At 41.5% G+C, this 21,688-nt stretch carries 25 protein-coding genes; 5 read left to right on the top strand and 20 right to left on the bottom strand.

Annotated features, from left to right (window positions below):
* Nucleotides 1-60: 60 nt before the first annotated feature.
* From ADF75_RS07395 to dnaG, 5 genes are all read right to left on the bottom strand, one after another.
* Complete coding sequence (locus ADF75_RS07395) at nt 61-861, bottom strand: hypothetical protein (RefSeq protein WP_048691012.1); 801 nt, start codon at nt 859-861, stop codon at nt 61-63.
* Nucleotides 862-870: 9 nt separating this feature from the next.
* Nucleotides 871-1,578, bottom strand: a complete 708-nt coding sequence (locus tag ADF75_RS07390) for an ABC transporter ATP-binding protein (protein WP_048691014.1) — start codon at nt 1,576-1,578, stop codon at nt 871-873.
* A 155-nt stretch (nt 1,579-1,733) separates the two neighbouring features.
* Entirely contained in the window at nt 1,734-2,063 is a 330-nt protein-coding gene (locus ADF75_RS07385) for a metal-sulfur cluster assembly factor (protein ID WP_006596590.1), read from the bottom strand.
* 344 nt (nt 2,064-2,407) lie between these two features.
* A complete protein-coding gene (rpoD, locus tag ADF75_RS07380) occupies nt 2,408-3,520 on the bottom strand; it encodes an RNA polymerase sigma factor RpoD (RefSeq protein WP_048689399.1) in 1,113 nt (370 codons plus the stop codon).
* 2 nt (nt 3,521-3,522) lie between these two features.
* Nucleotides 3,523-5,310, bottom strand: a complete 1,788-nt coding sequence (dnaG, locus tag ADF75_RS07375) for a DNA primase (RefSeq protein WP_048789665.1) — start codon at nt 5,308-5,310, stop codon at nt 3,523-3,525.
* Nucleotides 5,311-5,548: 238 nt separating this feature from the next.
* Here dnaG and mscL point away from each other — a divergent pair, with 238 nt between their 5' ends.
* Nucleotides 5,549-5,926 (top strand): large conductance mechanosensitive channel protein MscL, encoded by a 378-nt coding sequence (gene mscL / locus ADF75_RS07370; protein ID WP_048689389.1) that lies wholly within the window; start codon nt 5,549-5,551, stop codon nt 5,924-5,926.
* Between the two features lie 101 nt (nt 5,927-6,027).
* Here mscL and rpsU read toward each other — a convergent pair whose 3' ends face one another.
* The 4 genes from rpsU to gla all read right to left on the bottom strand — a co-directional run bounded on the left by rpsU (nt 6,028) and on the right by gla (nt 8,309).
* Entirely contained in the window at nt 6,028-6,204 is a 177-nt protein-coding gene (rpsU, locus tag ADF75_RS07365) for a 30S ribosomal protein S21 (RefSeq protein WP_000048054.1), read from the bottom strand.
* A gap of 143 nt (nt 6,205-6,347) precedes the next feature.
* A complete protein-coding gene (locus ADF75_RS07360; RefSeq protein WP_048689384.1) occupies nt 6,348-6,659 on the bottom strand; it encodes a hypothetical protein in 312 nt (103 codons plus the stop codon).
* 30 nt (nt 6,660-6,689) lie between these two features.
* Nucleotides 6,690-7,313 carry a class I SAM-dependent methyltransferase gene (locus tag ADF75_RS07355; protein ID WP_125329602.1) on the bottom strand — a complete coding sequence of 208 codons (624 nt, stop codon included), beginning with the start codon at nt 7,311-7,313 and terminating at the stop codon, nt 6,690-6,692.
* Nucleotides 7,314-7,439: 126 nt separating this feature from the next.
* Nucleotides 7,440-8,309, bottom strand: a complete 870-nt coding sequence (gene gla, locus ADF75_RS07350) for an aquaglyceroporin Gla (RefSeq protein WP_048689380.1) — start codon at nt 8,307-8,309, stop codon at nt 7,440-7,442.
* A 205-nt stretch (nt 8,310-8,514) separates the two neighbouring features.
* Between gla and ADF75_RS07345 the strand changes: the two genes are divergently transcribed.
* Nucleotides 8,515-9,483 (top strand): NAD(P)/FAD-dependent oxidoreductase, encoded by a 969-nt coding sequence (locus ADF75_RS07345; protein WP_048689377.1) that lies wholly within the window; start codon nt 8,515-8,517, stop codon nt 9,481-9,483.
* A 39-nt stretch (nt 9,484-9,522) separates the two neighbouring features.
* Here the strand turns inward: ADF75_RS07345 and whiA are convergent, their stop codons facing one another.
* The 10 genes from whiA to cdaA all read right to left on the bottom strand — a co-directional run bounded on the left by whiA (nt 9,523) and on the right by cdaA (nt 17,825).
* On the bottom strand, nt 9,523-10,443 hold the full coding sequence (gene whiA, locus ADF75_RS07340) for a DNA-binding protein WhiA (RefSeq protein ID WP_048689373.1): 921 nt from the start codon (nt 10,441-10,443) through the stop codon (nt 9,523-9,525).
* Entirely contained in the window at nt 10,440-11,417 is a 978-nt protein-coding gene (locus ADF75_RS07335; protein WP_048689370.1) for a YvcK family protein, read from the bottom strand. The genes whiA and ADF75_RS07335 overlap by 4 nt, the downstream gene beginning before the upstream one ends.
* Complete coding sequence (rapZ, locus tag ADF75_RS07330; RefSeq protein ID WP_048689366.1) at nt 11,414-12,310, bottom strand: RNase adapter RapZ; 897 nt, start codon at nt 12,308-12,310, stop codon at nt 11,414-11,416. Before rapZ ends, ADF75_RS07335 begins: the two co-directional genes overlap by 4 nt.
* 111 nt (nt 12,311-12,421) lie before the next feature.
* The gene (locus tag ADF75_RS07325; RefSeq protein ID WP_048689361.1) at nt 12,422-12,799 is read right to left on the bottom strand and encodes a RidA family protein; all 378 of its coding nucleotides are present in this window, start codon (nt 12,797-12,799) and stop codon (nt 12,422-12,424) included.
* Nucleotides 12,800-12,815: 16 nt separating this feature from the next.
* The gene (locus ADF75_RS10560; protein ID WP_006596601.1) at nt 12,816-12,977 is read right to left on the bottom strand and encodes a hypothetical protein; all 162 of its coding nucleotides are present in this window, start codon (nt 12,975-12,977) and stop codon (nt 12,816-12,818) included.
* Nucleotides 12,978-13,000: 23 nt separating this feature from the next.
* The gene (obgE, locus tag ADF75_RS07315) at nt 13,001-14,314 is read right to left on the bottom strand and encodes a GTPase ObgE (protein ID WP_048689356.1); all 1,314 of its coding nucleotides are present in this window, start codon (nt 14,312-14,314) and stop codon (nt 13,001-13,003) included.
* Nucleotides 14,315-14,359: 45 nt separating this feature from the next.
* Nucleotides 14,360-14,491: a DUF4044 domain-containing protein gene (locus tag ADF75_RS10050; RefSeq protein WP_065426872.1), complete on the bottom strand. Its 132-nt coding sequence runs from the start codon at nt 14,489-14,491 to the stop codon at nt 14,360-14,362.
* A 365-nt stretch (nt 14,492-14,856) separates the two neighbouring features.
* Nucleotides 14,857-16,212: a phosphoglucosamine mutase gene (gene glmM, locus ADF75_RS07310; RefSeq protein ID WP_048789664.1), complete on the bottom strand. Its 1,356-nt coding sequence runs from the start codon at nt 16,210-16,212 to the stop codon at nt 14,857-14,859.
* 27 nt (nt 16,213-16,239) lie between these two features.
* On the bottom strand, nt 16,240-16,980 hold the full coding sequence (locus tag ADF75_RS07305) for a CdaR family protein (RefSeq protein ID WP_048689349.1): 741 nt from the start codon (nt 16,978-16,980) through the stop codon (nt 16,240-16,242).
* The gene (gene cdaA / locus ADF75_RS07300) at nt 16,977-17,825 is read right to left on the bottom strand and encodes a diadenylate cyclase CdaA (protein WP_048789663.1); all 849 of its coding nucleotides are present in this window, start codon (nt 17,823-17,825) and stop codon (nt 16,977-16,979) included. Before cdaA ends, ADF75_RS07305 begins: the two co-directional genes overlap by 4 nt.
* Nucleotides 17,826-18,006: 181 nt before the next feature.
* On the opposite strand from cdaA, the gene murT reads away from it, so the two are divergent.
* The 3 genes from murT to ADF75_RS07285 are packed head-to-tail and all read left to right on the top strand — an operon-like array spanning nt 18,007 to nt 20,435.
* Entirely contained in the window at nt 18,007-19,347 is a 1,341-nt protein-coding gene (gene murT / locus ADF75_RS07295; protein ID WP_048789662.1) for a lipid II isoglutaminyl synthase subunit MurT, read from the top strand.
* The gene (gatD, locus tag ADF75_RS07290) at nt 19,347-20,135 is read left to right on the top strand and encodes a lipid II isoglutaminyl synthase subunit GatD (protein WP_048789661.1); all 789 of its coding nucleotides are present in this window, start codon (nt 19,347-19,349) and stop codon (nt 20,133-20,135) included. The genes murT and gatD overlap by 1 nt, the downstream gene beginning before the upstream one ends.
* Nucleotides 20,136-20,144: 9 nt before the next feature.
* Nucleotides 20,145-20,435, top strand: coding sequence for a LapA family protein (locus ADF75_RS07285; protein WP_048689338.1), 291 nt, complete (start codon nt 20,145-20,147; stop codon nt 20,433-20,435).
* A gap of 32 nt (nt 20,436-20,467) precedes the next feature.
* Here ADF75_RS07285 and ADF75_RS07280 read toward each other — a convergent pair whose 3' ends face one another.
* Nucleotides 20,468-21,646, bottom strand: a complete 1,179-nt coding sequence (locus tag ADF75_RS07280) for an MFS transporter (protein ID WP_048789660.1) — start codon at nt 21,644-21,646, stop codon at nt 20,468-20,470.
* Nucleotides 21,647-21,688: the final 42 nt, after the last annotated feature.

Raw genomic sequence — 21,688 nt, 5'->3', positions numbered from 1 at the left:
GTTTATCATTTTTTGGGTAAAATGGCAAAAGAAAAAGAGGAATTCCTCCCTCTTTCATTCTTATTGCAAGTTCAATTTGAATTTTGTTACATAATGAACTGTAAAGTACATCGCTACAATTTTCACTAGTTCATAGATATAAGCCGGAATAAAGTTAACAGCCAATACATCACTAAGGGTATCATAATAGCCACTTGACAGATATGAAAGGCTGGTTAACTCCACAGTAGGAAACATTCTTCCAATGATGCTAAGAACAACCCAAAGAATAAAACCAAAGACAAAGGCCATTACGACACGATGATTAATAAAAAGTTGGCCCAGTGAAATCGCACAATAGAGCATCAAAATCCCTGAAATGGTTGCTAACAATTGGAAAAACAAGGTTTGCCAAAACAGAGGGCCACCAATACGTTCAAGAAGTAGACCAAGCACCTCAAAGATATTCTGTTGTTGAGAAAGTCCAATTACACCTAGGAAAATAACCAAAGAAAGGACCAAGCTAATAAAACAGAAGATACTCCAAATCAAAGCAGAGGTAGCTTTTGCAAGTAAAACGGTATGAGAGCTAGTTGGCAAAGTCCAGGTCAAATAACCTTCTCGACCAAAAATATTATTGTAAAAACGACGAATAATAATGATATAGTTGGTCAAGGTCAAGCCAATGTAACCCGCAAAAATAACCAGAACAACAATTCCAACAATCGTATAGGTTGTATCTGCTGTATAACTTGCTGCGCCAGTAATAACACTAGAAGCTAATAAACCAGCAAAAATAGCGAGAATAGCAAGCACACCCGAAATAATGAGATACCACTTATAGGTTGCTTTTAATTCATATTTCATTAATTTCCCAAACATAAGAGCCTCCTAATACATTCTAAATTGTTCACGGAAGATCTCATCAATCGATTTACCGTATTGGTTACGTAAAACAGTTGTGTTTTCATGCAACAGAATACGACCTTGATTGATAAAGAGCGCTTCATCCAAGACTTGTTCAACGTCCGCAATCAAGTGGGTTGAAATCAATACTGATGAGTTTGGACGACGATTTTGAATGATGGTTCTAAGAATGTAGTCACGCGCAGCAGGGTCCACTCCACCAATTGGTTCATCAAGAATGTACAAATCCGCTTCACGGCTCATGACCAAAATTAATTGAACTTTTTCTTTATTCCCTTTAGAGAGTTGTTTCAATTTTTGCTCTGGGTGCAATTGTAAATCGTTCAACAATTGATAGGCACGTTGCACATTGAAATCTTTATAGAAGTCTTGGAAGAAACGGAGAGTCTCTGAAATCTTCATATTCTCATCCAAATAAGTTGTATCTGGTAAATAAGAAACGACTTGTTTGGTTCTTGCAGACGGCACTTCACCATGGATGTAAACATTTCCCGAAGTAGGTTGCAAAAGCCCATTCACTAATTTAATGATGGTTGTTTTACCACTTCCGTTTGGTCCTAACAAACCAATGATACGACCCGGTTGAATATTGACACTCACATCATATAAGGCAATGTGCTTACCATACACTTTTTGAACATGGTCTAAGTAGACCAAAGGGTACTGATTCATAATCTTCTCCTTAATTTAATAATGATTCTATTATAACCTTACTAAGAAGTGATTGCAAGATATAATCGTAAAAGAAGATATAATATTCGTACTATTTGACATCCAAACTATCTTCGCAAAAAAAGAGGAACATCCATTCCTCCTTTAAAACAATTTTATTTAATTCCTAGAGCAATTCGCGCATAGCGGCTCATCTTCTCAACTGTCCAAGCTGGATACCAGACCAATTTCACATCGACCTTGGTCACTTCTTCCATTCCTGTTAAAGCATCATAAATCTGATCCGTCAGCAAGTCTGCCAATGGACAGCCCATGGTGGTGAGGGTCATATCGATTTCTGTTTCACCAGTTTCACCATCAAACCGAATTTCGTAGACCAAACCAAGGTTGACAATATCTATACCTAATTCAGGATCGATGACCTGCTCTAGATTTTCAAGAATACGGTTTTTAATTTGTTCGATTTCTTCTGTCGTATAACTCATTCTTTACTCCTTCTTCACTCAGTTCAACCCCAGGAAGAATTATTTTGTTTACAGCAAGCCCTAGATTCAAAGGGCTCTAGAAAAGGGCACCCGGACCTAGGTTGCTTTCCCATTTCTAGGCGACCATTAAAAAGGGCCACTGGACCTGGGCCACTCTCTTGTTTTTTGGTGGCCGTTAAAAAGGTCCCCCGGACCTGGGTCGCTTCTTCATTTCTAGGCGACCGTTAAAAGGGGCCACTGGGCCTGGGTCGCTTTTTTATTTCTAGGCGACCGTTAAAAATGTCCACTGGACCTGGCCACTCTTTTGTTTTTGGGTGGCCGTTAAAAAGGTCCCCCGGACCTTTTTAATCCTCTATAAAATCACGTAATGGTTTGCTTCTGCTTGGGTGGCGGAGTTTGCGGAGGGCTTTGGCTTCGATCTGACGGATCCGTTCACGGGTCACGTTGAAGACTTTCCCCACATCTTCCAAGGTCCGCATTTTTCCATCATCCAAACCGAAACGGAGACGAAGCACATTTTCTTCCCGGTCTGTCAGGGTATCGAGGACTTCATCCAATTGTTCGCGGAGAACCACTCGAGTGGTGTAGTCTACTGGATTTTCAATTACTTCGTCTTCGATGAAATCTCCCAAATGGCTATCGTCTTCTTCCCCGATTGGTGTTTCAAGAGAAACAGGCTCTTGGGCAATCTTCAAGATTTCGCGCACCTTATCAGGCGTCATATCCATGCGTTCAGCGATTTGTTCAGGCGTTGGGTCTTGTCCCAATTCTTGCAAGAGATTGCGTTGCTCCCGAACCAATTTGTTAATGGTTTCCACCATGTGGACAGGAATTCGAATGGTACGGGCTTGGTCTGCGATAGCACGAGTGATAGCCTGACGGATCCACCAAGTAGCATAGGTAGAGAACTTGAACCCTTTGGTATAGTCAAACTTATCAACGGCCTTCATCAAGCCCATATTTCCTTCTTGGATCAAATCCAAAAATTGCATTCCACGACCAACGTAACGTTTCGCAATGGATACAACCAAACGAAGGTTGGCTTCTGCCAAACGTTGCTTGGCTTCCAAGTCTCCTTGTTCCACTAAGATAGCCAATTCTTGCTCTTCTTCATTGGTCAAAAGAGGAACGACCCCAATTTCTTTCAAGTACATCCGTACTGGGTCATTGACCTTGGCAGAGTTGCTTCCAAGCAATTCCTCATCCGTCAACTCTGGTTCTTCCTCTTCATTGTTCAGGACACGCGCACTTGGATTTCCTTCCTTATCCGTGATGGAAATCCCTGCATCTTGAATCCGTTGCAACAAATCATCAATCCCATCGGCATCCAAGGTAAAAGGAATGACCAATTGATCATTGATTTCATCATCTGTTGCAGTACCACTTTTCTTATGACTACGAATAAACTCTGCAATTTGGACATCTAAAGTTGTGATATCTTTTTGTTCTTTCGCCATTCCTACTCCATTCTTCTTTTTTGAGCGATTAAGCGCTCGAGTTCCAATAAAGCCTGATCCGCATCTCCGCTGTGAGAGGCTTCTCGGACTTTCTTTCCTATTTGTTGACTTTCTTTGCGAAGAAGCTCCCGTTTTCTCGTTTCTTCCACTTCTTCCAACTCATTCTCCGCTATTTCATCCGGTAAATTTTCTTCTAACATCAGATACCAGGCCCGTTGCACTTCCTCTGTCTGCTCTGACAAATCCTGCGATGTCACTTCTCCATTTTGACAAAGAAGTTGGTACAAGGTCTGTAAGGCAGGGGTATCAAATGAAAAATCTGTCCGAAGACGATATTCATTCAAAACATAAGGAAAAGCATTCATCCGATGAAGGAGATGATTCTCCGCCCGGACCAGACGAGGCAGTTGCTTTTGGACAACAGTTGGACTAGCAACTGGATCCTGGGCCTGAACTTGTCCTTGCTCCTGACGTTGGCTACGCATCTGAAGGCGACTAGCATTAACCGTCTGTTCTACCTGCATATAATCAAAGTCGACCAAGAGATCGGCTAATTTATAAATATAGGTATTCTGTGCCGTTACAGATGGCGTCTGAGCAATTAAGGGAGCCATTTTTTCGACAAATTCAATCTGCGCCTGCAAATTTTCAATATTATCTGGCTTCCAATAATCCATGAGAAACTCTACGCGACTGAGACGTGTTTTTTCCAATAAATCCGCCAAAGCCTGAGGAGAATTCTTATTGAGATACTCGTCTGGGTCCATCTGATCAGGAATTTGAACAACCTCTACCTCCTGTTTTTCCAGGACCTCCAAAGCTTTTGCTGTCGCCAGCCTTCCCGCCTTATCCCCATCATAGGCCAAGATAACCTTTTTGGTAAATTTGCTCAGATGAGCCACATGTTCCTGCGTGAGGGCTGTCCCCATAGAAGCAACGGCATTCTCAATCCCAGCTCGGTAGGCTGCGATGACATCCATGAATCCTTCCATCAGATAAAGCTCATGGTTCTTCTTAGCGACCTGCTTGGCCTTGTCCAAATGGTAGAGCTCATAACTCTTGTTAAAAAGGAGCGTACCGCGGCTATTCTTGTATTTCCCCTGAGGCTTTGCTCCCTCAGCTGATTCACGCCAGAGTCGACCAGAAAAGGCAATGACTCGGCCAGTATCATCCGACAAGGGAAACATGATGCGATCTTGAAACGCATCATACATGATCCCCCTATCACTAATATGAAATAAACCTGAGTCGGCCAGAATATTTTCTGAAAACTTCCCTGAAACACTCTGAAGCAGATAATTTCCTTCTGCTGGTGCAAGCCCTATTTGAAAATGCCGAAGAACCTCATCATCAAGCCCTCGATCATACAAGTATTGCCGAGCCTCTTCACCCATCTTTGTCGTCATCAGGATGGCATGATAGAACTTGGCAGCCTCTTGATGGATTTCATAGAAGGGCTGTTTCTCATCTGCTTGTTGGGGCCTAGACTGACTTGGAGGAAGAGTCTGGACACGAATGCCCACCTGATCTCCGACAATTTGAACAGCTTCCATGAAGGAGACACCACGATAGTCTTCGATAAACTTAAAAACATCGCCTGAGCGACCACAACCAAAACAATGATAGAATTGTTTATCCTCGACCACATTGAAAGAAGGCGTCTTTTCACCATGAAAAGGGCAGAGACCTAAAAAGTTTCGTCCTGCCTTTGTCAATTGAACGACTTCTCCGATTACATCTACAATATTCACACTGTTTTTTATTTCTGAAATCAGTTGTTTGTCAACCATAAACAGTGCCTCCATTTTACCATAGAATATCATTAACTATTTTAAACTAATTTTTGTCAATTGTAAATCATCCGCATTGATTTTCACCCGATTTTTCCACATTTTTCCTGAGTTTTGAAAGCCTCCATTTTTCTTAAATCAACTTTTTAAAAAAATTTGAGCATATTTATTGAATACGAAAAAAATTTTAGTTATACTATGCTCTGTAAAATTTATTATGAAAGGACATATTTAGGATATGTTAAAAGATTTGAAAGCTTTTCTCCTTCGTGGGAATATTGTTGACCTTGCTGTCGCAGTCGTTATCGGAGCTGCATTTGGAGCTATCGTAACATCATTTGTTAACGATATCATCACTCCACTTATTTTGAACCCAGCTATGAAAGCTGCTGGTGTTGAAAAGATTGCACAATTGTCATGGAACGGTGTTGCTTACGGTAGCTTCTTGAGCGCTGTTATCAACTTCCTTGTTGTTGGTACTGTTCTTTTCTTCGTAGTAAAAGCTGCTGAGAAAGCTCAAAACCTTGGTAAAAAAGAGGAAGCTGCTGAAGAAGAAGCTGCTCCTACTCAAGAAGAGTTGCTTGCTGAAATCCGCGACTTGCTTGCAAACAAATAATCAGATAAAAAGATCCGATCTTCTAGCTAGAAGGTCGGGTTTTTTATCTTCAATTTTTCTAGAGAAACAAAAAACAGACCGAAGTCTGTTCTTGTATTCAATTAGAATTTTTTACGTTTACGAGCTGCTTCTGATTTACGTTTACGTTTTACAGAAGGTTTTTCATAGAATTCACGTTTGCGTGTTTCTTGAAGAGTACCAGCTTTAGTAACCGCGCGTTTGAAACGACGAAGAGCATCGTCAAGAGATTCATTCTTACGTACTACTGTTTTTGACATGTTTTTCACTCCCTTCAAGTTCAAGATCTATTCTATTCTACACGGAATTCTGTAGATTGTCAAGAAAAAGTTAAAGGAATTCATCTCTCACCATCATCTTAGCTTCAAAACTGTGCTAGAATTTCAGATTTTGGAAAATCCTTTCATTCATAACGATCATAAAGCTTTGACACTACTTGTTCGAATGCTTCCAATTCCTCCCAATAATTCGTTGGGAGATTGCGAATTCTACTTAGATCATTTGGATCAAAATGATAGACCATATGGCGCAAAATTTGACATTCAATCCAACGTAAGTCTTTCAGTTGCTCAAGACTAACAGAATCCATCCTTTCTAGATACTGACAAAGAGCAACAAGTGCGTCTGAATGAAACTCTTTCTCCTCATGCAAATAATATAGAAAACTAAAATAACCAGCTCTTCTATTATCTTTTATTATATTCCTTTCTTTCATCCCTACTCCTAATAATAAGCATTTACTGACTTAATTCGTCTCTTTTACAATCTTATAAAGAATCCATCGCCCACTCTTCTGACTTGTTAAAAGATTCAGTCCTTTTGACGACAAGAACTTACTAAACTCATCCTCCACTTTGAATTGTGGCAAGAAATAAACTAATTTTTGCCATTCACAAGCTAGCAAAAGCAGTCCATCTGATGTAAGAACTCTTCTTAACTCCGTAAATGAAGTCTCTATATCCTCCCAATGAAAATGCGTTTGAAAGCCTGTTATTAAATCAAACGTTTCATCAGGATAACCTGTCTTTCTAACATCTTTTCGTTCAAACTTAAGGTTTAAACTTTCCGAATCCTTCGCTTCTGAGATAGCAGTTGCTGAACTATCGATTCCTATAACTGTACTTCTTGGATAGATTTCTTTCAAAAAGATACTTGAACGACCGTTTCCTACTCCTACATCTAGTATTCTATGGACATCATTTTTATCCAGTTGTCTGGTTGCCCACACATACATAGGAAAATAAGTATAATTCCAAATTTTCATCATTCCTTTCCCGAGTATTCCTGTAGGATTCTTTGACTGCTGAATTAGATGATGCATTAAGAAATATAAAAATAATAAGCAGATGGTAATAATTATAATTAACAAGCTACTAACTCCTTTATTAAAATAACACAATTAAAGCCCCATAAAAAAACAGACTTAATTATTGTTTCTACACGAAACTTTCTTAAAAAAACACTTTCCGTAATGTCTACGAAAAGTATTCTGGTCTTACTTATAAAGGAAGGTAAAGAGGGCAATAGCAACGATTGCAGCCAAGATTGGTGCTACAACTGGTACCCAAGCGTACCACCATTTTGAATCTCCCTTGTGTTCACCTAAAACAGATTTTGGAAGGAAGGCGTGAACCAAACGTGGACCAAGGTCACGTGCAGGGTTCAAACCAGGTCCTGTAGGACCACCAAGTGATGTCACCAAAGCCATAACGAGGAATCCAAGTGCCAAGTGAGCCACTCCTAAACCAGGAGCATGTGCTTGTGACAAAGCCAATTTTGCGGCTGTTGAAGAAGCATCAAAAATCCCTCCCTGCTCAGTCGCTGCTCTTTGAGCTAGAGAAGCAACCTCTGCACCAAAGAAGTGTTTTGTCAAGGCAAGTGCACCGAAGAAAAGGACGAATGATCCAGCAAACTCATTGACGAAACCATTGATGGTTGCTGCTTTACGTGATTCTGGAGTTCCTTTATCCAAGCTAGAAATCGTTGAGAATGTTCCCAAGATATTGTTTGGATTTTCAGTTTGAAGGTAGTAAGGACGGTGAGTCGCAACGACAACCAATTGCCCAAACATAGCCCCAAGAAGTTGAGCAACGATGTAGTATAAAACATTTTCCCAAGGGAAGAGTCCGCTAACTGCAAGACCAATCGTAAAGGCAGGGTTGATATGGTTACCAGAAACGTTACCAAACATCAAGGCTGGCATCATAACACCTATTCCGTAGCCAATCGCAATCACGAGCCATCCACTTTGATGCCCCTTGGTACCCTTCAACTCAACGTTTGCAACGGCACCATTTCCTAAAATAATCAATAATGCTGTTGCAATAAATTCGGTCGCAACTTTAACCCAAAAATCAAATTGCATTTTTGAATAATCTCCTTATAAAAAAAATAATAATAATTTATTCTAACAGATTATCGAACACTTGTAAATAAACCGAACATTATTTTTAAAAAATATATCTCAATCCCCTGATTCATTCTTTTTAATCCTTGTACCCTCCTCCACTTTCTATTTATCTCCGAATTATGATACAATAGGACTAGTTACACATCACAAAGGAGATCTCATGTCTGAAATCTATGACATTACCATTATCGGTGGAGGCCCTGTAGGACTCTTTGCTGCCTTCTATGGCCATATGCGTCAAGTAAAAGTAAAATTGATTGATTCCCTTCCTCAACTAGGTGGTCAACCCGCTATTCTCTATCCTGAAAAACGAATCCTGGATGTCCCTGGTTTTACGAACCTGACTGGAGAAGAATTGTCCCAACGGTTGATCGATCAATTAGAAACATTCGAGACTGACATTTGTCTGAACGAAACCGTTTTGGACATTCGTAAAAACGAGAATCACTTCCTCATTGAAACCAATAAAGACCAGCATTTCAGTCGTGCTGTTATTATTGCGATGGGTGGTGGTGCCTTTAAACCTCGTCCTTTAGAAGTGGATGGGGCTGAAGAATTCGAGAACGTTCACTACCATGTTTCAAATATCCAACAATATGCCGGCAAACAAGTTGCTATTCTAGGAGGAGGAGATTCAGCAGTCGATTGGGCTCTAGCCTTTGAAAAAATCGCACCGACAACTCTGGTCCATCGTCGTGATAATTTCCGCGCTCTCGAACACAGTGTTGAAGAATTGAAGGCTTCGTCCGTCTCTATTCAAACTCCTTATGTTCCTAGCCGTTTAATCGGAGAAAATGGCCATGCTAGCCATCTGGAAATTAGCAAGGTTAAATCAGATGAAACCCAATTACTCCCCATCGATGAACTCTTTGTCAACTATGGCTTTAAATCATCCGTTGGGAAATTGAAAGAATGGGGCTTGGACCTCCAACGCCATAAGATCCTCGTGAACCGCAAACAAGAGACCAGCCGAGAAGGCATCTACGCTTGTGGCGACTGTTGCTTCTACGAAGGAAAAATCGATTTGATTGCTACTGGTCTGGGCGAGGCTCCGACTGCGGTAAATAATGCGATAAACTACATTTATCCAGACAAGAAAGTTCAACCAGTCCACTCGACTAGCTTATAAGAAGAAACCTTTGAATCAACTGATTCAAAGGTTTTTTTCTTATAGTTCATCTAGCTCGTCTGCTATCTTATTGATTTTTCGCAAGCGATGATTGACGCCACTTTTGGTTAAGGGAGTTTTCAAGGCATCCGCAATTTGCTGGATAGAATAGTCGGGATTCTGGATTCGAACATAGGCAACTTCCTGAAGCTCGACAGGAAGACCACCTAATCCGATGGTATCCATGATTTTGACGATATTGTTAATGGTCTTCATACTAGCTGTGACCGTCCGCGCAATATTGGCCATTTCAGCATTATTGGCTCGATTGAGATCATTGCGCGCTTCTCGCATGACCTTGACAGACTCAAATTCTTCCAAAGCCTGCTTGGCTTCTACCAAGATGAGGAAATCAATAATATCCTCTGCCCTCTGCAAATAGGTGACGACTCCTTTTTTGCGTTCGATGGTCTTGGCATCTAACAAAAAGTGTTGCATCAGGTTGGCCAAGTCCTGAGCATGATCAGAATAAACAGAGCTAATTTCTAATTGATAGCGACCAGACTCCGGATCCTTGATGGTCCCACTTGCTAAGAAAGCACCTCTCAGATAAGCTCGACTTGCTTCATCTTCTTCTAAAATTCTTGGGTCAATCCCTGTCTCAATACCAAAGAAAGAATCTGCTAAGTGCAGGTCTGCAAGAATCTCTTCGACTTTTTCATCAATAGAAACAGTATAGACGCGATTCTTTTTTAAATTGGTTTTTTGGTGGTGACGAATGTCCGATTTGACCTGATAAAATTCTACAATCAATTCGTAGATATGGCGGGCAATCTTAGCATTCTCCGTGGTCAGAGACAAACTTAAGCCCCCCATACTTAGACCCAAACTACCTGACATCTTAATTAGAGCAGATAACTCACTTTTCTCAAAGCGGTGAAGGGTCAAGAGCTCTTCTTTTACTTTAATGGTAAAACTCATTTAATCACCTGTACAATTTGCATCAGTTCATCCACAACAGCTTCTCCATCATGGAAGGCGCCGCCGTTTTCCAAGCGAAGGAAATTGCTTGAAATAACTCGGGGAACCTGCGATTTTAGACCTGCGAAATCATGTTCTACTTGAACCAGGTATTCATCAAAGCGATTCGTGTCCATATATTCTTGAGGGACTTTTTCAATGTTGACTAAAACAGTATCAATAAACGGCTTCTTCAAGTGTTTATGAAGGACGGAAACATGGTCACTATCGGTAAAGTGTTCTGTCTCCCCACGTTGGGTCATGATATTGCAGACATAAGCGACCTCTGCTTTTGTCTCAAGCAAGGCATGTCCAATTTCTTCAATCACTAGATTGGGAAGAATCGATGTAAAGAGAGAACCTGGTCCTAAAATCACCATATCACTTTCTAAAATCGCATCTACTACTTTTCGACTCGCTTTCGGCGTCTCATCATTATAGGTATTGGTGACATAAACATAATCAATCATGCCCTCATGATGGGCGATTTCACTCTCACCAGCCACCTCTGACCCATCCATAAAGACGGCATGAAGGGTCAATGGTGTATCACTAGAAGGATAGATTTTTCCTGTCGTATGGAAAAATTTAGTCAGCAATTGCATGGCATTATAAGTCGATCCCTGCATTTCAGAAATCCCTGCAATAATCAAATTCCCTAGAGGATGCCCAGCTAGTGGCCCATCTTCTTCTGCAAAACGGTATTGAAAAACTTTTTCATAAAAGCGAGGCATATCAGACATGGCTACTAGTACATTTCGCAAGTCACCTGGTGGTGTCAATTGATGAATATTTTTTCGAAGTTCCCCAGAACTACCCCCATCATCCGCCACTGTCACAATAGCCGTAATTTCAACATCCTTTTTCCGAAGGCTGTCCAAAATAACGGAAATCCCTGTACCGCCTCCGATGACGGTCATCTTTGGTTTTCTCATGAGCGATTCACCGTTTCCTTCCGTCGGTCTTTATCTCGATGACTCATATTCACCGTCCAATCTTTCGCTAGATCCCTTCCAAGACGAGCTGCAAAGGCTACTGAACGGTGTTGGCCACCTGTGCAACCAACTGCAATCGTCAAAACAGATTTTCCTTCTCGTTTGTATGCTGGCAAGATGGGAGCAATCAAATCGTAAAGATGACGATAAAACTCCTCTGCTTCTTGATGGTCCATAACATAGTTATAGACATCATCATCCAAGCCAGTTTGATTCCGTAGCTCTGATTTGTAATAAGGATTCGGTAGGAAACGAACATCAAAGACCAAGTCCGCATCTAAAGGCAAACCATACTTAAAGCCAAAGGACATGACTTCAATCCGAAACTCAGGCTGGCTATCTTGTCTGGAGAATTGTTCAGCAATAACTTTTCGAAGATTACGAGGAGTTAGTTCTGTCGTATCAATGACATTTTGACTCATGTTTTTAAGTGGAGCCAAAAGTTCCCGTTCCAACGTAATCCCATCCAAGACACGCCCATCAGCAGCCAGTGGATGGCTACGACGAGTCTCTTTGTAGCGAGCAACCAATTCACTATCGGTCGCATCCAAAAAGAGAATTTTAAAATCAATCCCTTCGTGGTTCTCTAATTCGTCCAAAATGGAGCGAATTTCTGCGAAGAAAGACCGGCTCCGCATATCCACTACGAGAGCCAACTTATTATTGTCCATCGACAGTTGAATCAGCTCAATAAATTTCGGCAAGAGAGCTGGTGGCATATTGTCGATGGTGAAATACCCCATATCTTCAAAGGATTGAATGGCTACAGTCTTTCCTGCACCACTCATTCCTGTCACAATGACCAGTTGAATTGTTTTTTCTGTATCTGTCATCCTAATCACCTTTTCCTTACAAAAAAGGAGGAGACCATCATCTTTCCAGTTGGTCAGTCGATGGCTCTCACTCCAGCATTCTTATTTCCCGAATGCATTCCTCTATTCAGACTATACTTCTGCAATGACTTCAATTTCAACTTTGACATCGCGTGGCAAGCGAGCCACTTCTACTGCAGAACGTGCTGGAAATTCACTTGAAAATGCTGTTTTGTATACCTCGTTAAAAGGGACAAAATCATTCATATCACTTAAGAAACAGGTTGTTTTAACCACGTGATCAAAGTTCGTTCCAGCTTCCTCAAGGATAGCAGCAATATTCTTCAACACTTGCTGGGTTTGTTCTTGGATGGTTTCTCCAACAATTTCACCTGTTTCTGGTGAAAGCGGAACTTGCCCACTTGCAAATAAAAGATTGCCCACAATTTTTCCTTGAACATAAGGTCCAATTGCTGCCGGTGCTTTGTCTGTGTGAATTGTTTTTGCCATTTTCTTCTCCTGATTCCTAATTTTCACTGGATGCTGCTAATTTTTCCCGTTCTAAGCGTAACTTACGTTTGGGATTCAGCTTATTAAAGAGTTCTTCCAATTTTTCTGCATTCCAAACGTCTGCAGCAGAGACAAAATTTCCGTCTTTATCACGAAAGGATATAGGTTTATCTCCCATCTTCTTCTCCTCTTTAGCTCTAACTAGTCAACAAATTCAAATTCAAATTTACCGATCCGAACGATATCTCCGTCTTTGGCACCACGCGCACGAAGGGCTTCATCGACACCCATTCCGCGCAATTGACGCGCAAACTTCATGACAGACTCGTCGCGATCAAAATTGGTCATATTGAAGAGCTTCTCTAGCTTATCACCGGACAAGATCCAAGAAGCATCATCATCACGATTAATCTTGAAGGCTGGTTGGTCCTCATCAAAGCCGTAGTAGACTTCTTCTTGCGCCATATCTTCTTCTGTATAGAGCAAGAATTCTGGTGTTTTGTCTAACAAGTCTGCTGTTGCTTCTAACAAGTTGTCCAAACCTTGATGCGCTAAACTAGAGATTGGGAAGATTTGTGGCAGTTCATCAAACTCGTCGTAGTTGGCCGCCAATTTTTTCTTGAACTCTTTCAAATTTTCCTGGCTCTCTGGCATATCCATCTTATTCGCCACGATAATCTGAGGACGTTCCATCAAGCGAAGATTATATGTTTCAAGCTCTTTGTTGATTTGAATGTAATCTTCATAAGGATCTCGTCCTTCACTGGCTGACATATCGATGATATGCAAGATAACACGGGTGCGCTCGATGTGACGAAGGAACTGGGTTCCTAACCCGACCCCTTGGCTAGCTCCTTCGATCAATCCAGGAAGGTCTGCGACTGCAAAGGATTCACCTGACGGCGTCCGAACCATCCCCAAGTTTGGAACGATAGTTGTAAAATGATAGGCTCCGATTTTTGGTTTGGCAGATGTAATCACACTGAGAAGAGTTGATTTTCCTACTGATGGGAAGCCAACCAAGCCAACGTCTGCCAAGACTTTGAGTTCTAATTCGAGTTCGCGTTCCTGACCAGGTTCCCCATTTTCTGAAATCTCAGGTGCTGGATTTTTAGGAGTGGCAAAACGGATATTTCCGCGTCCTCCACGTCCACCATGGGCAACAATGTACTCTTGCCCATTTTCAACCAAGTCGGTAATGACCTTGCCTGTCTCAGCATCTCGGACAGTCGTTCCTTGGGGAACTCGTACATAGAGATCTTCTGCTCCCCGTCCGTGCATTCCTTTGGTCATTCCCTTTTCCCCATTTTGGGCTTTGAAATGCCGGTTATAGCGGAAGTCCATCAGCGTGCGCAAACCTTCGTCTACAACGAAGATGACATTGCCTCCTCGTCCACCATCACCACCCCAAGGGCCGCCATTGGGAACATACTTTTCACGGCGAAAGGCCACCATGCCATCGCCGCCATTTCCAGCCTTGACCTTAATCTTGGCTGTATCTAAAAACATACTCATAGTTTATCGTTTTCCTTTTATAACCAAGTGTTGCTTGGTAGTCCCTTAGTAGGATAGTGCACCCAAAGCTGCAGCAAAGATTGCTCCAACCGTTACAATCAACATAATTACAATGACCACCATGGTCAATTTTTCAAAGAAAGTTTTTTTGCGTTTTCCGTTGTCTCCAAAAGCCACGTTTTTTACCTCAATTACAATAAATTCATTAGCCCTATTTTACCACGAATAAGGGCATTTTTCAAACATCCACCTCTATACGAAAGAGGACTATTGGATGAAATATTTTTTTAAACATCCACACTTGTTCAAATCCCTTTTCATCTAACTAACAAAAAAGACTGGAAAATTCCAGCCTTTTAAAAACGATGATATTAAAGTTATTTCTTTAGGATAAGCCAAGATCAGGGTGTTTCCTGCTTGAATGGCTTGAACAAAAGTAATTGAAAAGAGAACTGTTGTCATGAGGGCTATGGGCCTCATCATTCAACGTATTTTTTCAGCCAACCTTTCAAACTCTATTTTAGAAAGTTTACTTATATTATTTAAACTTCAAGACCAATTTCATCTTTGACTACTGTAGCAATGGTATCCACATAGTAGTCTACTTCTTCATGGGTTGGTGCTTCTGCCATGACACGGAGAAGAGGTTCGGTACCACTTGGACGCACTAAGATGCGACCATTTCCAGCCATTTCAGCTTCCATCTTCTCAATAATCGCACGAATGGCAGGTACTTCCATAGCCTTGTCCTTCATGCTGTTTTCAACACGGATATTGACCAATTTTTGAGGATAGATGGTAACTTCTGATGCAAGGTCTGATAATGTACGACCAGTTTCTTGCATAATCTTGGTCAATTGAACGGCACTCATCTGACCATCTCCAGTGGTATTGTAGTCCATGACAATCACGTGACCAGACTGTTCACCACCTAGATTGTAACCAGACTTCCGCATCTCTTCCACCACATAGCGGTCTCCAACAGCAGTCACAACCTTGTTAATCCCCTTGGCATCCAAAGCCTTATGGAAACCTAGATTAGACATGACGGTCGTTACGATGGTGTTATCTTTTAAGAGGCCCTTATCAGAAAGATAAGTCCCAATGATGTACATGATTTTATCACCATCCACTAGGTCCCCATTTTCATCAACTGCAATCAAACGGTCACTATCACCATCAAAAGCCAAACCAATAGCCGCACCAGATTCTCGGACAGCCTCTTGCAAAGCCTCAGGATGGGTTGAACCTACTTGGTCATTGATATTGAGACCATTTGGGCTTTCGCCAATAACTGTCAAACGTGCTCCTAGGTCAGCAAAGACTTGACGGGCACTTGTAGATGCGGAACCATTCGCAGCATCAAGAGCTACGTGCATTCCTTCCAGCTGGGTTCCAGTTGAAACTAAGTATTCTTGATACTTACGAAGTCCTTCTGGATAATCCATCACGGTTCCAAGACCTTCCGCACTTGGACGAGGGAGAGTATCAGACTCCGCATCCAATAAGGCTTCTATCTCTAATTCACGGTCATCATCCAGTTTATAGCCGTCATTCCCAAAAAATTTGATTCCATTGTCTAGAGCTGGATTATGACTGGCAGAAATCATGACCCCAGCACTTGCCCCTTCAGAACGAACCAAATAAGCTACACCTGGTGTCGCGATGACACCGAGTTTATAAACTTTAATCCCTACAGATAGGAGACCTGCTACGAGAGCACTTTCTAACATTTCACCAGAAATACGTGTATCTCGTCCTACGAAAACAAGTGGAGTTTCTTTTTCATGTTGACTGAGGACATAACCTCCGTATCGACCGAGCTTAAAGGCCAACTCTGGCATCAATTCGACGTTTGCTTCTCCACGGACTCCGTCCGTTCCAAAATATTTACCCATTATGATATTCCTTTCGATGAATCTATATTAATTGCTATTATGTGATGAAGAACTGGTCGATGAAGAGCTGGAACTTGTTTGTTTCAGCTCAACCTTCATGTAGAGTTCTGATGGAGAGATAATGACTGGTAAATCATTCCCTTCACTATCTACTGCCTTCATTGATACGGTTGCAGTGTAGGTATTGTTCAAGAGATCTCCTTCAGGGAAGATGGCTTCCACATGATCAATTTTAGCTAAAGTATCTTGGTCACTTGTCACAGATACTTCATCTTCAGAGAAAGTAACATGTGAGAGACTCCACCCTGGAGCAATCTGTTTATCAGGTATAGTGACGGAAACATCAAACTTTTTCGTCATCTTCTTACCAATTTTTGCAGTTACCCTCTGAGGCTCGATGGTTGCTGTTAAACCAGAAGGTAAGCCTTCAATATTTAATGTGATTTCATGCTGGCCTTCTTTCAGATCACTTAAATCAGCAACCACTTTAAATTTACGAGTACTAGCCTGCATCTCTGATGCTAAGGCAACACGGTTAGATCCTTTCAGAAAGACTGTCACTTCTGAACTAATCCCACTGACAAAATATTTACTATCGTTGTATTTTACATCAATCGGAATATTGGTAAGAGTATTGGTGTAAGTTTCAGAACTCACTTGACGGGCACTACTGTTATTCTGGAAATTAACAGAGGTTGCATTGATGAATAAGAGACTTGAGAAAAAGACGGAGGTCACGATATAGACAATTTTTCTTTTTGGAATCATTTGATACGTCCTCCAAAAATTCTTGATTTCAAATCTTTTTTTCCTTGATCTTCTGGAATAATGAAAGAACGCAACTCTTGTTCGAATTCTTCGATACTGAGGTTGTGTCTAAAACTTCCATTTCTCGTTATAGAGATACCACCTGTTTCTTCCGAAATAACAAAGGTGAAGGCATCACTTACCTCGGATAAGCCGATGGCTGCCCGGTGCCGTGTACCGAACTCTTTTGAAATCCCAGTACTTTCTGTTAAGGGGAGATAGGCACAAGATACAGCAATTTTATCATTGGTGACAATCACTGCCCCATCGTGAAGCGGGGTGTTGGGGATAAAAATATTAATCAGAAGTTCACCCGAAACATCTGCATCAAGGGGAATACCAGTAGAAATATATTCTTGAAGGGTTCTACTTCCTTGAATCGCAACCAAGGCACCAATCTTCCGAGGGCTCATATAAGCAACCGCTTTTACATAAGATTGAACCAATTTTTCTTCAGTACTAATTTGATTGGTTGAGAAAAATTCAGTGGCTCGACCTAATCGTTCTAATCCCGTCCGAATTTCCGGAGAGAAAATCACTACCGCAGCAATGACCCCGTATGTGATGATTTGGTTAATCAACCAAGAAATGGTCGTCAAGCCAATCATATTGGCAACTAACTCAAATAAGAAAAAGGTCAAAACACCACGCACCAAAATCATAATTTTAGTGCCGACAATGGCTTTGATAAAATAATACAGTAACCAAGCCACTAGGGCAATGTCAATAAGGTTGACAACCACACTCCAGGGAGTGGGAAATAAACTAGCCCAATACTGGGGATTTGACAGTTGTTGGATGTTCACAATCTCATACCTACCACTTCTCTTCTAGGCTTTTCGCGCGACTAACCATTGTAGATACTTACTGGCAACAGCAGAGCTTCTAGAAAATGGATAGCGCGTTCAAACCACTCCACATCATTATATCATGTTTCAACAGATTTTTCTGTAACCTTCTGTTGCTTTTTGTGATAAAATATGAATTATGAAGATTAAGACTAGTATGGGGCTTATCGCCGGAAAAATGAGCAGTCACCTCTTGCGTATGCTTGGACGTGGCTCTACCCTTCCCGGAAAAATCGCCCTTCAAATTGATAAAGACATTTTACAACATCTGGGCCAGAACTACGAAATTGTGGTTATCACTGGTACGAATGGGAAAACACTAACAACAGCTCTCACTGTTGGGATTCTTCAGGAGGCTTTCGGACCTATCGTGACCAATCCTAGTGGTGCCAATATGATTTCAGGGATTACGACTACTTTCTTGAACGCAAAAGGTTCTTCTGGTCGTCCGATCGCTGTTCTTGAAATTGATGAAGCCAGTCTGTCTCGGATTTGTGACTACATCACACCGACCTTGTTTGTGATCACCAATATCTTCCGCGATCAAATGGACCGCTACGGAGAAATCTACACAACTTATCGGATGATTTTAGATGGGATTAAAAAAGCGCCTCAAGCAACTGTTTTGATGAATGGGGATAGTCCTCTTTTCCATACCCTTCCCCTACCAAATCCCATTCAATATTTTGGCTTTGAGACGGAAAAAACTGCTCCACAGCTAGCTCATTACAATACAGAAGGTATCGTCTGCCCAGAATGTCATAGAATCTTGACCTACCACTTGAATACCTATGCGAATCTGGGAGATTACATTTGTGAAAGCTGTGGCTTCCACCGTCCTCCTTTAACAGTCGCTGTCGATGAATTGACCGAGCTGACCAATACTTCTTCTCACTTTAAGATCAACGGTACAAACTACCACATCAATATCGGGGGCCTATACAATATTTACAACGCCCTTGCTGCAGTTGCGGTGGCCCATTATTTTGATGTAAGCCCAGACGTCATTAAGCGTGGTTTCGATAAGAGTAAGGCTGTCTTTGGTCGTCAGGAAACCTTTAAGATTGGGGATAAAGAATGTACCCTAATCCTGATCAAAAACCCGGTTGGAGCTACTCAGGCTATTGAAATGATCAAACTAGCGCCGTATCCCTTCAGTTTGTCCGTTCTTCTCAACGCCAACTATGCAGATGGGATTGATACCAGCTGGATCTGGGATGCCGACTTTGAGCAAATCACCCAGATGGACATTCCAGAAATCAACGCCGGTGGGGTACGCCACTCAGAAATTGCTCGACGACTTCGGGTTACAGGCTATCCGGCTGACCAGATTACTGAAAATGCAAAATTAGAGGATGTCTTTACCCAGATTAAAGGACAGGCTACTCCTCACGCCTATATTTTAGCCACCTATACGGCCATGCTAGAATTCCGTGAATTGCTAGCTCAAGAACACCTGATTGAAAAGGAGATGAATTAATGACGTATACTTCACTACAATCCCCTGATCAGGAAAACTACCAATATGAATTGAGAATTGCCCATCTTTATGGGAATCTGATGAATACTTATGGGGACAATGGAAATATCCTCATGCTCAAGTACGTTGCGGAGAAACTTGGTGCTCATGTCACTGTTGACATCGTTTCGCTCAAAGACCGCTTTGATCCAGACACCTACGATATTGCCTTTTTCGGTGGAGGCCAAGACTACGAACAGACCATTGTATCAGAAGATCTACCAGATAAAAAAGAAGACATCGAACGCTTCATTCATAACGATGGGGTGGTCCTTGCTATCTGTGGTGGATTTCAGCTTCTAGGCCAGTACTATATTGAAGCTTCTGGTAAACGCATTGAGGGACTTGGTATTATGGGGCACTATACCCTCAACCAAGTCAACAATCGCTATATTGGAGACATCAAGATCCATAATGAAGAGTTCAATGAAACCTACTATGGTTTTGAGAACCACCAAGGTCGGACCTTCTTGGCAGAGGATGAAAAACCGCTGGGCAAGGTCGTCTACGGAAATGGGAACAATAAAGAAGATGGTTGCGAAGGCGTTCATTACAAAAACGTCTTTGGTAGCTACTTCCACGGCCCTATCTTGTCTCGCAACGCCAATTTGGCCTATCGCTTGGTGACAACAGCTCTAAAGAAAAAATATGGACAAGACATCGTCTTAGCGACTTACAATGATATCTTAAGCCTTGAAAAAGCAGAAGAATACGCTGATGTGAAAAGCAAAGCTGAAATAGAAGAATAGGGAGACAAAATGAATAAACGAAAACTACAATATGTTGCACTACTGATTGCAGTCTTGCTTATTGCGATTATTTCCTTGGCCAATATGCAAACGGTGACTGTAAACTTTTTGCTGGTCCAATTTAAACTCCCGCTCATCATTTTGATTCTGGTTTGTGTCCTTCTTGGTTCGCTGGTGACTTTCTTAGTCAGCCTTCCAAAAAATTTCTCATTAAAACATGAGTTAAAAACTGCGAAAAAACAACTAGGACAAAAGATGTCAGGTGATAAAGAAGAAAAAATCAAACAAATCGAAAACTAAAAAGCACCAATCGGTGCTTTTTTCATGTTGTTCTAATGATTTTTTGCTTGTAGGTGCTTGGCGACTACTTGAGCTAGGAGTGAAAAAAGGATGACGCCAGCTCCAATCAGGAGAAAGGATTCTACTCGAACACTTGGTAACCAGGTCATCAAGCCTTTAGCGATGGGCATAAAGAGAATGGCCAATGTAAAAATGGTGCTTAAGACCCTGCCCAGATAGTCGCCCTCCACCTTGGTTTGAACCTGAGTAAAAAAGTGAATATTAAAAATTGTCATAAAGAGTTCACAGACTAAATTTCCAGAAAAGGAAAGAAGAGGCGAAAGGGGCAAGCCCATCATGAAGACTCCTACTCCTGTTAAAATCAATAAGAAGAGAAGCATCTCCATGCTTGATTTAAATTTATTGGCGATCAAGGCTCCGATGATGGAACCAATAGCTCCTAACGTTAAAATGGTCGCATAAGCACCCTTTACTCCGTAAAGGCGATTGGAAAAAGGAAGCAAAAACTCAAAGGCTGCAAAAAAGAAATTGACGCTAGACGCAACCAAGAGGAGGAAAAAAATCTCTTTCTGATGCCAGATATAGTGCAATCCATCCTTGATATCCGAAAAAATATCTTTTCCTGTAAATTTTTTCTTCTCTTGAGCTTTGGCTTCTTCTTTCGGAAGGAATGCTACTAGGACAAAGGCGATGAAAAAGGTCAGCGCATCTAGTAAGAGAGTCGCATGGAGACTAGCAAATTGTAAAACAAGGAAAGAGAACACAGGTGAGCTAACACCGACAACCTGTAAGACCAACTCCAAGCGGGCATTATAGGTCACAATCTCGTCCTTCTCTACGACCTCAGTGATAATGGCTTTGTTGGCCGTACGAGAAAATGCAAAGGCAATGGCCTGAACAATATTGGCAACAATTAGGGCCGCAATCATCCAACGATCGTTCCTGATAAAAGAAATCGCCAAACAAAGGAGACCACACACCAAGTCGGTCGTCATCAAAATCTTGCGACGGGAAAAACGGTCTGAGATCACCCCTCCAAATGGATTAACTAGAATGGAGGTCACAAGTTCAGAAATCTGATAAATCCCCAATACTGTTTTTCCTATAGTCCCCATCGAGGCCAACCAGACACTATTCCCATAGTCATAGAGCATATTTCCCATTCTATTGATCGCCCCACGAGCAATTAATTGGACTGCATGTCGATTCATAAAAAAACCTCCTTCATTTTCTGAAACTATTGTATCAGTTCA

Source organism: Streptococcus sp. 1171_SSPC (assembly GCF_001069335.1).
Taxonomy (GTDB): Bacteria; Bacillota; Bacilli; order Lactobacillales; family Streptococcaceae; genus Streptococcus; species Streptococcus xiaochunlingii.
Note: the sequence above shows the minus strand (reverse complement) of the source record. Positions and strands in the feature narration are given on the sequence as shown.